Source organism: Candidatus Skiveiella danica, assembly GCF_022705245.1.
GTDB classification, from domain to species: domain Bacteria; phylum Pseudomonadota; class Gammaproteobacteria; order Burkholderiales; family Burkholderiaceae_C; genus Skiveiella; species Skiveiella danica.
In genome coordinates this window covers 16988-30613 of the sequence record NZ_JAKJEW010000028.1, presented here as the reverse complement: position 1 = coordinate 30613, position 13626 = coordinate 16988, and the positions used below count along the sequence as shown (strand labels likewise).

At 63.5% G+C, this 13626-nt stretch carries 10 protein-coding genes; all 10 read left to right on the top strand.

All coding sequences use genetic code 11. The features are described 5' to 3' along the window. Positions 1 to 200: 200 nt before the first annotated feature. The 10 genes from ACMUOY_RS15285 to ACMUOY_RS15240 all read left to right on the top strand — a co-directional run bounded on the left by ACMUOY_RS15285 (position 201) and on the right by ACMUOY_RS15240 (position 13624). A complete protein-coding gene (locus ACMUOY_RS15285) occupies positions 201 to 1319 on the top strand; it encodes a porin (RefSeq protein WP_413893597.1) in 1119 nt (372 codons plus the stop codon). Positions 1320 to 1553: 234 nt separating this feature from the next. Continuing rightward, positions 1554 to 3137 carry an ABC transporter substrate-binding protein gene (locus ACMUOY_RS15280; protein ID WP_413893596.1) on the top strand — a complete coding sequence of 528 codons (1584 nt, stop codon included), beginning with the start codon at positions 1554 to 1556 and terminating at the stop codon, positions 3135 to 3137. Positions 3138 to 3287: 150 nt separating this feature from the next. Then, entirely contained in the window at positions 3288 to 4262 is a 975-nt protein-coding gene (locus ACMUOY_RS15275) for an ABC transporter permease (RefSeq protein ID WP_413893595.1), read from the top strand. Further along, on the top strand, positions 4262 to 5503 hold the full coding sequence (locus ACMUOY_RS15270; RefSeq protein ID WP_413893594.1) for a M20 aminoacylase family protein: 1242 nt from the start codon (positions 4262 to 4264) through the stop codon (positions 5501 to 5503). Before ACMUOY_RS15275 ends, ACMUOY_RS15270 begins: the two co-directional genes overlap by 1 nt. A gap of 29 nt (positions 5504 to 5532) precedes the next feature. Further along, a complete protein-coding gene (locus ACMUOY_RS15265) occupies positions 5533 to 7116 on the top strand; it encodes an ABC transporter substrate-binding protein (protein ID WP_413893593.1) in 1584 nt (527 codons plus the stop codon). A 9-nt stretch (positions 7117 to 7125) separates the two neighbouring features. After that, positions 7126 to 8061: an ABC transporter permease gene (locus ACMUOY_RS15260; RefSeq protein WP_413893592.1), complete on the top strand. Its 936-nt coding sequence runs from the start codon at positions 7126 to 7128 to the stop codon at positions 8059 to 8061. 16 nt (positions 8062 to 8077) lie between these two features. Beyond that, positions 8078 to 9058: an ABC transporter ATP-binding protein gene (locus ACMUOY_RS15255; protein ID WP_413893591.1), complete on the top strand. Its 981-nt coding sequence runs from the start codon at positions 8078 to 8080 to the stop codon at positions 9056 to 9058. Next, positions 9055 to 10065, top strand: a complete 1011-nt coding sequence (locus ACMUOY_RS15250) for an ABC transporter ATP-binding protein (RefSeq protein ID WP_413893590.1) — start codon at positions 9055 to 9057, stop codon at positions 10063 to 10065. The genes ACMUOY_RS15255 and ACMUOY_RS15250 overlap by 4 nt, the downstream gene beginning before the upstream one ends. A 278-nt stretch (positions 10066 to 10343) precedes the next feature. After that, positions 10344 to 11357 (top strand): ABC transporter substrate-binding protein, encoded by a 1014-nt coding sequence (locus tag ACMUOY_RS15245; protein ID WP_413893589.1) that lies wholly within the window; start codon positions 10344 to 10346, stop codon positions 11355 to 11357. A gap of 56 nt (positions 11358 to 11413) precedes the next feature. Continuing rightward, positions 11414 to 13624: an ABC transporter permease gene (locus tag ACMUOY_RS15240; protein WP_413893588.1), complete on the top strand. Its 2211-nt coding sequence runs from the start codon at positions 11414 to 11416 to the stop codon at positions 13622 to 13624. The last annotated feature ends 2 nt before the right edge of the window (positions 13625 to 13626 follow it).

Below are 13626 nucleotides of genomic sequence, written 5' to 3'. Positions count from 1 at the left end.
TGCCTCCGATTTGTTGCAAGCCTGCAACGAAATGCAAATATCCCGGTCAATTCCTTTGCGAAACCGTCCGTCCTCTGGTGCAATAACAACAACTTCCCAAAAGGAGGTTGGCCCGGGGAACCGGCGGGATCATTTGGATGCCTCGCATCGGAGCGAACCCCCGAACCGGAGCCCTCTGTTTAACCTTGGAGAACCTCGCAATGAAAAAATCACTGATCGCCTTGGCTGTGCTAGCCGCTTCCGGCGCCGCAATGGCCCAATCCTCCGTCACCCTGTTCGGCGTGGTCGATGCGACCATTCGCTACGTTGACGGTGGCACCAATGGCAACATCTGGAGTCTCACGAACTCTGGCTACAACAGCAGCCGTCTGGGCTTCCGTGGCACGGAAGACCTCGGTGGCGGCCTGAGCGCCAGCTTCTGGCTGGAAGCCGGTGTCAACAACGACAACGGTACCGGTAGCGCCTCCAGCACCAACAACACCGTTGCTGGCAGCGCCAGTGCGAACACCGGCACGCAAGGTCTGACCTTCAACCGCCGCTCCACCGTCAGCCTGGCTGGCAGCTGGGGTGAGTTGCGTCTGGGCCGTGACTATGTGCCGTATTTCTGGAACACCACGATCTTCGATCCGTTCGGCACCAACGGCGTGGGCGCGGTCAGCAACTTCACGCTGGTCGGTCTGGGTCTGCTCACCGGCAACAGCCTGAACAGCACCGCCGCTGGCGTGCGCGCTTCCAACAGCATCGGCTACTTCATGCCTAACATCTCTGGCTTCTATGGCCAGGCGATGTACGCCATGGGTGAGCAGAACAACAAGCTGGTCGGCGGTGCAAGCAACCCGGCGGGCTCCAACGGCAACGTCGGCAGCGTGCGCATCGGCTACGCCAATGGCCCGGTTGACATCGCTTACAGCTGGGGCGCCACCACCTGGGCTCCGAGCCTGCAGTACCAAGTGAACAACGTCGGCGCATCGTGGAACTTTGGCGTGGCCAAGGCCTTGTTCCTGTGGAACCAGGAAGCGTCTGACACGCCTGCCAGCGGTACCGTGCGTTCCAACACCTACATGATCGGTGCGACGATGCCTTTGGGCGCTGGCGAACTGAAGGGTTCCTACACCTGGGGTAACTCCACGAATGACGGTGTCGACGGTTCGCAGATCGCTCTGGGTTATGTCTACAACCTGTCCAAGCGCACCGCCCTGTACACGACCTACTCGTACATCAACAACGACGGCAAGACTGCTTCTTACAACATGGGTATCAACCCTGGTCTGAAGAACAGCACCTACGGTTTCGACTTCGGTGTGAAGCACTCCTTCTGATCCCCGGCTGGCCTTGTGCCAGCTGTGAATCAAATGGTCTGAAAACCGCCAATCTCCGGATTGGCGGTTTTTTTTTGCAGGCCTTGCGGCGGCACTGTGGAACTGCGGGGATGGCCGTGCCTGACCGCATGAGCCGGTAGAATTTGCCTGTATCGACCAGCGCCTTCGGGCTTTCCCTGTTTCAGTGGAAATGAACGCGCCCTAACATCAATGATCCCTTCTTTCGAGATTCTCATGAAAACCAAACTTGCCTTGTTGTCTGCTGCCCTGGCTGCCTCATTGGTGGCTGCCCCCGCCTTTGCAAAGACGTTCAAGTGGTCGAGCGCCAGCGATATCCCCACGCTGGATATTCATTCGCAGAACAACGCGCTCGGCAATGGTGTTCATGCCTCCATTTACGAGTCGCTGGTGTACTACAACAGCACCACCTTCAAGCCGGAGGGACAACTGGCCATCAGCTGGAGCCAGGTGTCGCCGACCCAGATGCGCTTTGTCCTGCGCCCCGGCGTCAAGTTCAGCGATGGTTCGCCGCTGACTGCAGATGACGTGGTGTACTCCATCATGCGGGCGATGGCCAAGACCTCCAATTACGCGGTCTACACCCAGGGTATCGACAAGGCGGTGAAGGTCAACGACACCACCGTGGACCTGATCATGAAAGGTCCGAATCCGGTGCTGCTCAATCAGTTGACCGAACTGCGCATCATGAGCAAGGCCTGGGCGGAAAAGAACAAGTCGGTCGAGCCCAAGGACATTCGGACCAAGGACGAAAGCTATGCCCACCGCAACGCGATGGGCACCGGCCCGTTCATGGTCAAGGAATGGCAGCCGGACCAGAAACTGGTGCTGGTGAAGAACCCGCTATGGTGGGGATGGGCCAATGCCAAGACCAATGTGACCGAGATCATCTACACGCCCATCAAGTCGGAGGCGACGCGTGTGGCGGCGCTGTTGTCCGGTGAGCTGGACTTCGTGCTTGACCCGAGCCTGCAGGACTTGGGCCGGATTCGATCCGGCGCCAATCTCAAGGTGATCGATGGCGTTGAGAACCGCACGATCTTCTTCGGCATGGACCAGCATCGCGACGAACTGCCGGGCTCCAACATCAAAGGCAAGAACCCGCTGAAGGACCAGCGTGTGCGCATGGCCTTGTACCAGGGCATTGACATCGCCAGCATCAATCGGGTCACCATGCGCGGTCTGAGCCAGCCGACGGGTGCGCTGGTGGCGCCGCAGGTCACTGGCTGGACCAAAGGTGTCGACAAGCGCTTTGCCTATGACCCCGAGGCCGCAAAGAAGCTGCTGGCCGATGCGGGCTACCCGCAGGGCTTCGAGGTGGACTTTGCCTGCCCGAACAACCGCTACATCAACGACGAGGAGATCTGCCAGGCCGTCACTGCGATGTGGGCAAAGATCGGCGTCAAGGCCAAGCTGCGCACCTTGCCGCTGGTGACCTATTTCCCGATGATCCAGCGCTACGAGGCCAGCATCTACATGCTGGGCTGGGGTGTGCCGACCTTTGACGCCCTTTACAGCCTGCAATCGCTGACCCGCAGTGTGGGCGCCGGTGGCGACGGCAACTACAACGTCGGCCGTTACAGCAACCCGCGAATGGATGCTTTGGTGGAGCGCACGAAGAAGGAAACCGACCTGAAGCTGCGCACCGAGCTGCTGACCCAAGCGCTGCAACTGAGCAACGACACGGTGTCGCACCTCCCTCTGCACAACCAGATCATTCCCTGGGCCATGAAGAAGAATGTCGATGTGGTTCACCGTGCGGACAACCGTCTCGACTGGCGCCTGATCGTGGTGAAGTAATCGGGCTTTCACTCGCATAAAGGCCCGCAAGGGCCTTTTTTCATGCGACAAGTGCTGTCCCAGGCGAATTGGCACCTCCAGCCTCAAGGAAACCCCGAGGCCGGCACGCTATTCGCTCTGCTAGCATGCTGACTCACTTATTCACAAGCCATGTTCGCCTTTATCCTGCGCCGCCTGTTTCAGGCCATGATCGTCATGACCACGGTGGCCTTCATCGCGTTCCTGCTGTTTCAGTACGTGGGTGACCCGGTCGTATTCCTTCTGGGGCAGGACGCCACGCCTGAGCAGATTCGTGCCCTGCGCGCCGACCTGGGGCTGGATCAGCCCTTTTTCGTGCAGTTCTGGCACTTTCTTTCCAATGCCGTGCAAGGGGAGTTCGGCCTGAGCCTGCGCCAGGGTGCCAAGGTGTCGCGCCTGATTGCCGAGCGTTTCCCCGCCACGATGGAACTGGCCACCATTGCTGCCGTGCTGGCGCTGGCACTGGGCATTCCGATGGGCGTGTATTCCGCCTTGCGCAGAGGCTCGTTCCTGAGCCAGGTCTTCATGACGCTGTCGCTGCTCGGGGTCTCGTTGCCCACGTTCCTGATCGGCATCTTGCTGATCCTGTTGTTTTCGGTGGGGCTGGGCTGGTTTCCCAGCTTCGGTCGCGGGGAGACGGTCCAGCTGGGCTGGTGGAGCAGCGGCTTGCTGACCCTGGATGGCTGGCACCATGTGATCCTGCCCGCGGTCACGCTGGCGATTTTCCAGCTCACCCTCATCATGCGACTGGTGCGCGCCGAGATGCTCGAAGTGCTGCGCACCGACTACATCAAGTTCGCACGGGCCCGCGGCCTGTCCGATCGCGCCATTCATTTCGGCCATGCGCTGAAGAACACGCTGGTTCCGGTGATGACGATCACCGGGCTGCAACTCGGCGGCCTGATTGCCTTTGCCATCATCACCGAGACGGTGTTCCAGTGGCCTGGCATGGGCCTGCTTTTCATCCAGGCGGTGACCTTTGCCGACGTGCCGGTGATGGCGGCCTACCTGTGCCTGATTGCCCTGATCTTCGTGGTCATCAACCTGGTGGTCGATCTGCTGTACTTCGTGGTGGACCCGCGCCTGCGCGTGAGCGGTGGTCATTGATGCTGGCACCGCGCTACCGTGTCAATGGCCGTGCGTTTGCGCGCATTGCTGAACTGCACCCCGAACTCACCGCGTTCCGGCGCGACTTGCACGCCCATCCGGAGCTGGGTTTTGAAGAGGTCTATACAGCCGCTCGCGTCGCGGGCGCGCTCAAGGCCTCGGGGGTGGACGAAGTTCACACGGGAATCGGCAAGACGGGTGTCGTGGGCGTCATCCATGGGCGGGACAACCGCGGCACATGGATTCGCGATGCCACCGGGCAGACCCAGGCCATCGGCCTGCGAGCCGACATGGACGCGCTGCCCATGACCGAACACAACGACTTTGCCTGGAAATCCGGCAAGGCCGGCCTGATGCACGGCTGCGGCCACGACGGGCACACGGCGATGCTGATCGGCGCGGCGCGCTACCTGGCCGAGACCCGCCACTTTGCCGGCACCGCCGTGTTGATCTTCCAGCCGGGCGAGGAAGGCTATGCCGGCGCCCGCGAGATGATCCGGGACGGCTTGTTCGAGCGCTTCCCGGTCGGGGCCGTCTATGGCATGCACAACTGGCCGGCCATGCGCCCCGGCGAGATCGGCGTGAACCCCGGTCCGATGATGGCGGCAGCCGACCGCGTCACGATCGAGATCACCGGCCGTGGCGGCCATGGCGCCCACGCCTACATGGCCGTGGACCCGGTGCTGGTGGCCGCACACATCATCACGGCGGTGCAAAGCATCGTCTCGCGCAATGTCAAGCCTCTCGACAGCGCCGTCATCAGCCTGTGCGCCGTGCAGGCCGGCGACCCGGGCGCGTTCAGCGTCATTCCGGGCTCGGCCACGCTGACGGGCACCGTGCGCACCTTCAACCCCGTGGTCCAGGATCTGGTCGAACAGCGCCTGCACGACCTGTGCAGCGCGGTGGCGCTGGGCTTCGGCGCCTCGGCCACCGTGCACTACGAGCGTATCTATCCCGCCACCGTCAACTCCGACGCCGAGGCCGTTTTCGCCGCCGATGTGGCGCAATCGCTGGTGGGCGAAGGCCATGTCGTGCGCGACATGGAGCCCAGCATGGGGTCGGAAGACTTTTCCTTCATGCTGCAGGTCAAGCCCGGCGCCTACCTGCGCATCGGCCAGGGCGGCGAGGGCAGCTGCTTCCTGCACAACAGCCGGTACGATTTCAACGACGAGATCCTGCCGCTCGGTGCGGCTCTGCACGCCAGCCTGGTCGAGCAGGCCCTGCCGACAACCTCAAACTGACCGATTTGTTTTTTACCAAGGAGCGCCTCATGAACTTCAAGAAGACCCTGCCCGCAATGGGTGCGACACTGATTTTGTCCGCAACAGGCCTGATGGCTTCTGCGCAGACGGCGCGGATCGCCAATCAGGGCGATGCGCTGTCGATGGATCCGCATTCGCTCAACGAATCCCTGCAACTGTCTGTCACCGGCAACATCTACGAACCGCTGGTGGGCCGCGGCAAGGACCTCGCGCTGGCGCCTGCCTTGGCCACGTCCTGGAAGCAGACCTCGCCCAACGTGTGGCGATTTGAACTGCGCAAAGGCGTCACTTTCCATGACGGCACGCCGTTTACCGCGGACGATGTGGTGTTCACGCTGGCGAGAGTCGCCGGCGAGGGCTCTGACATGAAGAGCAACGTCAACGACATCAAGGAAGTGCGCAAGATCAACGACCATGTGATCGAAATCGAGACCAAGGCGCCGTTTCCGATTCTTCCCGATGCGTTGTCCACGACGTTCATCATGAGCAAGAAGTGGAGCGAGACGAACCAAGCCACCCGCCCGGTGGACCGCCGCAAGGGCATTGAGAATGCCGCGTCGTTCCGCGCCAACGGCACGGGTCCGTACCGTCTGCGCGAGCGCCAGCCCAACGTGCGCACCACCTTCGTGCGCAATGGCAATTACTGGGGCAAGATCGAAGGCAACGTCAACGAAGTCATCTTCACGCCCATCGGCAACGATGCCACGCGGGTTGCGGCGCTGCTGTCCGGCGAGATCGACGTCATGGAGCCGGTGCCGCTGCAGGACGTCGATCGCATCAATGCATCGGCCAACGCGAAGGTGCTGGCAGGCCCGGAACTGCGCACCATCTTCCTGGGCATGGACCAGAAGCGTGACGAACTGCTGTTCTCGAACGTGAAGGGCAAGAACCCGTTCAAGGACAAGCGCGTGCGCCAGGCCTTCTACCAGGCGATCGACATCGATGGCATCCAGAAAACCGTGATGCGCGGAGCATCCAAACCCACCGCGCTGATGGTAGGCCCCGGCATCAACGGATTCAATGCGGATCAGAACAAGCGCCTGCCGTACGACCCTGAAGCCGCCAAGAAGCTGCTGGCGGATGCCGGCTATCCCAATGGATTCGAGGTGGCGCTCAACTGCCCGAATGACCGGTACGTCAACGATTCCCGCATCTGCCAGACGGTGGCGGCCAACCTGTCGCGCGTCAACATCAAGGTCAACCTGCAGGCGGAGACCAAGGGCACGTACTTCCCCAAGGTGCTGCGCCGCGACACCAGCTTCTACATGCTGGGCTGGACGCCGACCACGTATGACGCCCACAACGCCCTCAATGCCCTGATGGCCTGCCCGGACGACAAGGGTGCCGGTCAGTTCAACCTTGGCAGCTATTGCAATCCGAAGGTTGACCAGCTCACCAGGACGATCCAGTCCGAGACCGACAAGGCCAAACGCAGTGCCATGATCAAGGAGGCCTTTGATCTCCATTCCGCCGACATCGGCCATCTGCCGCTGCACCAGCAGGCTCTGGCCTGGGGCGTGAACAAGAAGATCGACCTGATCCAGTTGGCCGACAACTTCATGCCATTCCGCTACATCACTGTCAAGCCATAAGAAACACCGATGAGTACATCAACCACACCAGCGCCCATGGGGCGGGTGGCGCGCTTCCTGGACAGCGATATCGGCCACAGCTTTCGCTCCTCCCCGGTGGCGATGGCGGCGGCCCTCATCGCCTTCGTCTGCGTGTTTGCGTCGGTGTTTGCCGGCTGGGTCGCGCCGCACAATCCGTTCGACCTGACCACGCTGGAGCTCAGCGATGCGCGCCTGCCGCCGGCCTGGAGTGAAGCCGGTTCCCGCAAGTACCTGCTCGGCACCGACGACCAGGGGCGCGACATCCTGTCCGCGGTGATCTACGGCGCACGGATCTCGCTGGTGGTTGGTGTGGTGTCGGTCATCCTTTCGGTGCTGGTGGGGGTGTCGCTGGGGCTGCTTGCGGGCTTTCGTGGCGGCTGGATCGACGCCGCGCTGATGCGCCTGTGCGACGTGATGCTGTCCTTCCCGGCGATTCTGGTGGCCCTGCTCATCGCGGGTGTCGGGCGCGCCCTGTTCCCCAATGGGGGTGACGGGCTGGCGTTTGGCGTGCTGATCTTTTCCATCTCGCTCACCGGCTGGGTGCAGTACGCGCGCACGGTGCGGGGCTCGACGCTGGTGGAGCGCAACAAGGAATACGTCCAGGCGGCCCGTGTGACGGGCGTGCCTTCGCGGCGCATCATGCGCGGCCACGTGCTGCCCAACGTGATGGGCCCGGTGCTGGTGCTGGCCACCATCCAGGTCGCGACGGCCATCATCACCGAGGCGACGCTGTCATTCCTGGGCGTCGGTGCGCCGCCGACGTCGCCTTCGCTGGGCACGCTGATCCGCATCGGCAACGACTATTTGTTCTCGGGCGAATGGTGGATCACGGTGTTCCCCGGCGTGATGCTGGTGCTGATCGCGCTGTCGGTCAACCTGCTGGGTGACTGGCTGCGCGACGCGCTGAACCCGCGCCTGCGCTAAACACGGTCCAAATACGATGAGTCTCTTGCAAGTCAGGAATCTGGTGGTCGAATTCCCGGGCCGACGCGGCACGTTGCGCGCGCTCGACGACATTTCTATTGATATCGCGCCGGGAGAGATCCTCGGTGTCGTGGGTGAATCCGGCGCGGGCAAGTCGCTGACCGGCGCGGCCATCATCGGCCTGCTGGAGCCGCCCGGGCGGGTGGCCAGCGGGCAGATCCTGCTCGAAGGCCAGCGCATCGACAACCTCGATCATGCGGCGATGCGCCACATACGGGGGCGGAAGATCGGCGCCATCTTTCAGGATCCGCTGACCTCGCTGAACCCGCTCTACACCGTCGGGCAGCAATTGGTCGAAACCATTCTGGCGCACTTGCCCGTGAGTGCAGCCGAAGCGCGCGCGCGCGCGATCAACCTGCTGCAGGACACCGGCATCTCCGCGCCAGAGCAACGCATCGACCACTATCCCCATCAATTCTCCGGCGGCATGCGCCAGCGCGTGGTGATTGCCCTGGCGCTGGCGGCCGAGCCCAAGCTGATAGTGGCTGACGAACCCACCACGGCGCTGGACGTGTCGGTGCAGGCGCAGATCATCAGTTTGCTGAAGAACGTCTGCGCCCAGCACGGTGCCGCCGTCATGCTGATCACCCACGACATGGGCGTCATCGCCGAGACCTGTGACCGCGTGGCCGTGATGTACGCCGGGCGCATTGCCGAGATCGGCCCCGTGCACGAAGTCATCAACATGCCCGCCCATCCCTACACAGCGGGCCTGATGGCCGCCATCCCCGACATGACGCAGGACCGCGAACGCCTGAACCAGATCGACGGTGCCATGCCGCGTCTGAACGCCATCCCCCAGGGGTGCGCTTACAACCCGCGCTGTCCGCAGGTTTTCGAACGGTGCGGGCGCGAGCGACCCGACTTGCTGCTGGCCGGTGCCACACGGGCGGCATGCTGGCTGCATGCCAAGGACCAACAGGGGGTCACGGCATGAGCACGACCCCGTTGACGTCGCCGCTGGTGCAGGCGCGCGACTTGGCCATGTCGTTCGACGTCTCTCCGCCGTGGCTGAACCGCGTGCTGGAGCGCAAGCCGCGCCAGTATCTGGCCGCGGTCGATGGCGTGAGTTTCGAGATCGAAAAAGGCAAGACGCTGGCGCTGGTCGGCGAATCGGGCTGTGGCAAGAGCACCGTGGCGCGCCTGCTGGTGGGGCTGTACGCGCCCACGCGCGGCGACTTTCAGTTTGATGGCCTGGACGCGCACGGTATCTTCAAGACGGCCGGCGGGCTCAAGCTGCGCAGCCGGATCCAGATGATCTTCCAGGATCCCTATGCCAGCCTGAATCCGCGCTGGATCGTGGAAGACATCGTGGGCGAGCCTCTGATCGAGCACGGGCTGATCACCGACAAGGATCAGCTCAAGGCCAAGGTGGGCGATCTGCTCAAGTCCGTGGGCCTGTCGCCGCTGGACATGGTGAAGTACCCACACCAGTTCTCGGGCGGGCAGCGCCAGCGCATCTCGATCGCCCGCGCGCTGGCCACCGAGCCCGAGTTTCTGGTGTGCGACGAGCCGACATCGGCGCTTGACGTGTCGGTGCAGGCGCAGGTGCTCAACATCATGAAAGACCTGCAGCGCAGCCGGGGCCTGACCTACCTTTTCATTTCGCACAACCTGGCGGTGGTGCGCCATGTCAGTGACCAAGTGGGCGTGATGTACCTCGGGCGCCTGGTGGAGCTGGCCGACAAGCACACGCTGTTCGACAACCCGCGCCACCCTTACACGCGCATGCTGATCGATGCGATCCCCAAGATGCACGACACCGGCCGTGCCCGCACGCCGGTGCAGGGCGAGGTGCCCAACCCGTTGAACCCGCCGACCGGTTGCACCTTCCACCCGCGCTGTCCGCACGCCAACGACCGGTGCAGGTCGACGCGACCGCAATTCCTCGACTTTGCCGGCGTGAAGATCGCGTGCCACGCGGTCGAAGAAGGCCGCATCTGAGTCGTCGCACGCGAAACGCTCGACACGACAGGCGTTATTGCTCTTTTTTTGGCAGCATGCTGTGACCGGCTGGCGCTGGGAACGGCCTTGTTTTGCTTTAACAATGGACTGATGAACGGCCCTGGAGCGCCGCGAGAGGCCGGCCGAGGCCCGAGCGCGTGGCCCTGACGGACCTCGTTGGGCATTCCGAGAGCCGGTTGCTGTTTGCGTTTGCCCTATCATTTCAACGCTGCCAAACCACGAGACTGACGGGTCAGCGATCACATCGGGAACACATCATGAAGAAGACCATTCTGTTGGCGGCCACCCTGGCCGCATCCATGGGCGCCGCGGCGCAGGGGCAAGTCAACATCATCTGCTCGGTTCAGGCCGACTGGTGCAACATGATGGCCACCGTCTATTCGCGCACCACCGGCACCAAGGTCAACATGAGCATGAAAGGCTCCGGCGAAGCACTGGCGCAGCTCATTGCCGAGAAGGACAACCCCAAGACCGACATCTGGTTCGGCGGCACGGGCGACCCGCACTTGCAGGCGGCCGAGCAGGGCCTGACGCTGGAATACAAGTCGCCCCTGCTGCCGCAGCTCTACCCTTGGGCGCGTAAGCAGGCTGAGGACGCGAAATACCGCACGGTGGGCGTCTACCTGGGCCCCGTGGGCTTCGGCTTCAACACCGAGTTGCTGGCCCGCAAGAAGGCGCAGGCGCCCAAGTCCTGGGCCGACCTGCTCAAGCCCGAGTACAAGGGCGAGGTGCAGATGGCCAATCCGGCCTCCAGCGGCACGGCGTACACCGTGATTGCCACGCTGGTGCAGATCATGGGCGAGGACAAGGCCTTCGACTACCTCAAGTCGCTGCACAAGAACATCAGCACCTACACGCGCAGCGGCACCGCACCGATCAAGGCCGCAGCGCGGGGCGAAACCATGGTCTCGATCAGCTTCGTGCACGACGTCACCACCGAGGCCATCCAGGGCTTTCCTGTGGGTTCCGCCACGCCTTCCGAGGGCACCGGTGCCGAAATCGGTTCCATGAGCATCGTCAAGGGCGCGCGCAACATGGAGGTGGCAAAGAAGTTCTACGAATGGGCGTTGACACCCGGCGCGCAGCAGTTCGGCGTGGCCGCCAAGCAATTCCAGCTGCCCAGCAATTCGGCCACGGCGATCGACCCGCGCATGCCCGATCCGAAGAAAATCAAGCTCATCAACTACGACTACGCCAAGTACGGCGCCTCGGCCGAGCGGCGCCGCCTGATTGCGAAGTGGGAAAAGGAAATCAATTCCCTGCCGCGCTAGGCCCGGTGCCCTGAACCGAGGCTGATTTCCGTGCGTGACCCGATCGTCGAGCGTCCATGAACCGGCACCCTGACCGGCCCGTGCGGCTCTGGCTCCTCGCCGGCCTGATGGCCTACCTCGTCCTGCCCTGGTACGCGATCCAGGACACGGCCTGGTACACCATGCTGGGCCAGGTCCTGCGCGGGCCCGAGACGGCCAGCGGTTTGGTACAGATCCTGGCACACCACCGCGTCTGGCTGCTCCTGGGCGTGCTGGGGCTGGTTGTGGCGGCCATTGGCCTGGCCGTACCACCGGGCAAGGCGCAAGGTCGCTGGTTCCTCGCGGGCGGGGTATTGGGCTTCGGCGGACTGCTGGCCAGCGGCTTCATGATCGGCGCCAAAGGCTGGTCGTTCGAGATCCTCAACAGGGGGTTCGGTGAACTGGCGCTGAACCAGTTCGGTATCGGCATCGGCGCCTTCTTGGCTTTGCTGGCGCTGGTGATGATCGCGGCCTTCGGCGTGGCGCGGCTGGGCTTTTTCAAGGGTGATCTGTTCGTTGCCTCGGCCGTGGTGGGCTGCTCGGTGCTGCTGCTGCTGTTCATCGCGTTTCCGGTCGTCAAGGCGTTGCACGGCGCGTTCCTCAACGAGCAGGGGCAATGGTCCCTGCTGGCGCTGCAGGAGCGCATCGGCAACGAGCGGGTCTGGGGGCTGAACTGCCTGGCGGGCGGGCTGCGTTGTGGCGTGGCCTGGAACACGCTGTTCCTGGCCCTGTGCACCGCCACCGGCACCACCGTGCTGGGCACCATGATGGCACTGATGGCCGAGCGAAGCGCCAGCGCGCGGGTGCAGACGCCGCTGCGTGTGGTGGCCCTGCTGCCGATCATCACGCCGCCGTTCGTGGTGGGCCTGGGCCTCATCCTGTTGTTCGGCCGTGCCGGCGTGGTCAACCAGTTCCTCGAATACGCCTTCGGCATCCAGCCCACGCGCTGGTTCTACGGGGTGCTGGGCATCTGGATCGCCCAGATGTTCGCCTTCACGCCGATTGCCTTCATGATCATGCGCGGCGTGGTGCAAGGCGTGGCGCCCAGCCTGGAAGAGGCGGCGCAGACGCTGCGCGCCGACCGTCGCCGCACCTTCTTCACCATCACCTTGCCCCTGCTCAAGCCGGGCCTGGCCAATGCCTTCCTGGTGGGTTTCATCGAGAGCATGGCCGACTTCGGCAACCCGATCGTGGTGGGCGGACAGTTCTCCGTGCTGTCCACTGACATTTTCTTTGCCATCGTCGGCGCCCAGTACGACCAGGGACGCGCCGCCTCGCTGGCCTGGATCCTCACGCTGTTCGCATTGGGTATCTTTGCCCTGCAGCGCGGCTTGCTTGGCAAGCAGAACTACACGACGGTCAGCGGCAAGGGCGACGCCGGCATTCCCATGGCGCTGCCCGACAGCGTGCGCCGCGTGCTGAACGCAGTGGTCTACCCGTGGCTGGCCTTCACCGTGGTGGTCTACCTGTTCGCGTTTGCCGGTGGCTTCGTGCAGACCTGGGGGCGCGACTACACGCTCACGCTCAACCATTTCAAGACCGCCTTTGCGCTGGAGTGGGGTCAGTTCGGCCTCGTCTGGGCCGGCACGGCCTGGAACTCCCTCTTCACCACCGTCAAGCTGGCCGGGCTGTCGGCGCCGGTTACCGCCGCCACCGGCCTGCTGATCGCCTGGCTGCTGGCGCGCACCGAGTTTCACGGGCGCGGCCTGTTCGAGTTCGTGGCGCTGCTGGCCTTCGCGATCCCGGGCACCGTGCTGGGCGTGAGCTACATCCTGGCCTTCAACGTGCCGCCGGTGGAGCTCACCGGCACCGGGCTCCTCATCATGCTGTGCTTCATGTTCCGCAATCTGCCGGTCGGGGTGCGCGCGGGCACGGCAGCCTTCCGCCAGCTCGACAAGTCGCTCGACGAGGCCTCGTTGATGCTGCGCGCCTCCACCGCGCAAACATTGTTCAACGTGGTGCTGCCGCTGCTCAAGCCCGCGCTGGTGGCGGCGCTGGTGTACAGCTTCGTTCGCGCCATGACCACCGTCAGCGCCGTGATCTTCCTGGTGACGGCCGAGAACGAGCTGGCCACCACCTACATCATCGGGCGCGTCGGCAACGGCGACTACGGCGTGGCGTTGGCCTACTGCACGGTGCTGATCGTGCTGATGTCGCTGGCGATTGCGCTGATCCAGTTCCTGGTGGGCGAGCGCAAGCTCGGCCGGCGCAAGACCGGTGCCTCCGCGGTGGCCGTGCCAGCGATCTGAAC

Bases quoted from the DNA above. Each gene is read 5' to 3' on its own strand.
- ACMUOY_RS15285 (WP_413893597.1), top strand. From the start codon at position 201: ATGAAAAAATCACTGATCGCCTTGGCTGTGCTAGCCGCTTCCGGCGCC.
- ACMUOY_RS15280 (WP_413893596.1), top strand. From the start codon at position 1,554: ATGAAAACCAAACTTGCCTTGTTGTCTGCTGCCCTGGCTGCCTCATTG.
- ACMUOY_RS15275 (WP_413893595.1), top strand. From the start codon at position 3,288: ATGTTCGCCTTTATCCTGCGCCGCCTGTTTCAGGCCATGATCGTCATG.
- ACMUOY_RS15270 (WP_413893594.1), top strand. From the start codon at position 4,262: ATGCTGGCACCGCGCTACCGTGTCAATGGCCGTGCGTTTGCGCGCATT.
- ACMUOY_RS15265 (WP_413893593.1), top strand. From the start codon at position 5,533: ATGAACTTCAAGAAGACCCTGCCCGCAATGGGTGCGACACTGATTTTG.
- ACMUOY_RS15260 (WP_413893592.1), top strand. From the start codon at position 7,126: ATGAGTACATCAACCACACCAGCGCCCATGGGGCGGGTGGCGCGCTTC.
- ACMUOY_RS15255 (WP_413893591.1), top strand. From the start codon at position 8,078: ATGAGTCTCTTGCAAGTCAGGAATCTGGTGGTCGAATTCCCGGGCCGA.
- ACMUOY_RS15250 (WP_413893590.1), top strand. From the start codon at position 9,055: ATGAGCACGACCCCGTTGACGTCGCCGCTGGTGCAGGCGCGCGACTTG.
- ACMUOY_RS15245 (WP_413893589.1), top strand. From the start codon at position 10,344: ATGAAGAAGACCATTCTGTTGGCGGCCACCCTGGCCGCATCCATGGGC.
- ACMUOY_RS15240 (WP_413893588.1), top strand. From the start codon at position 11,414: ATGAACCGGCACCCTGACCGGCCCGTGCGGCTCTGGCTCCTCGCCGGC.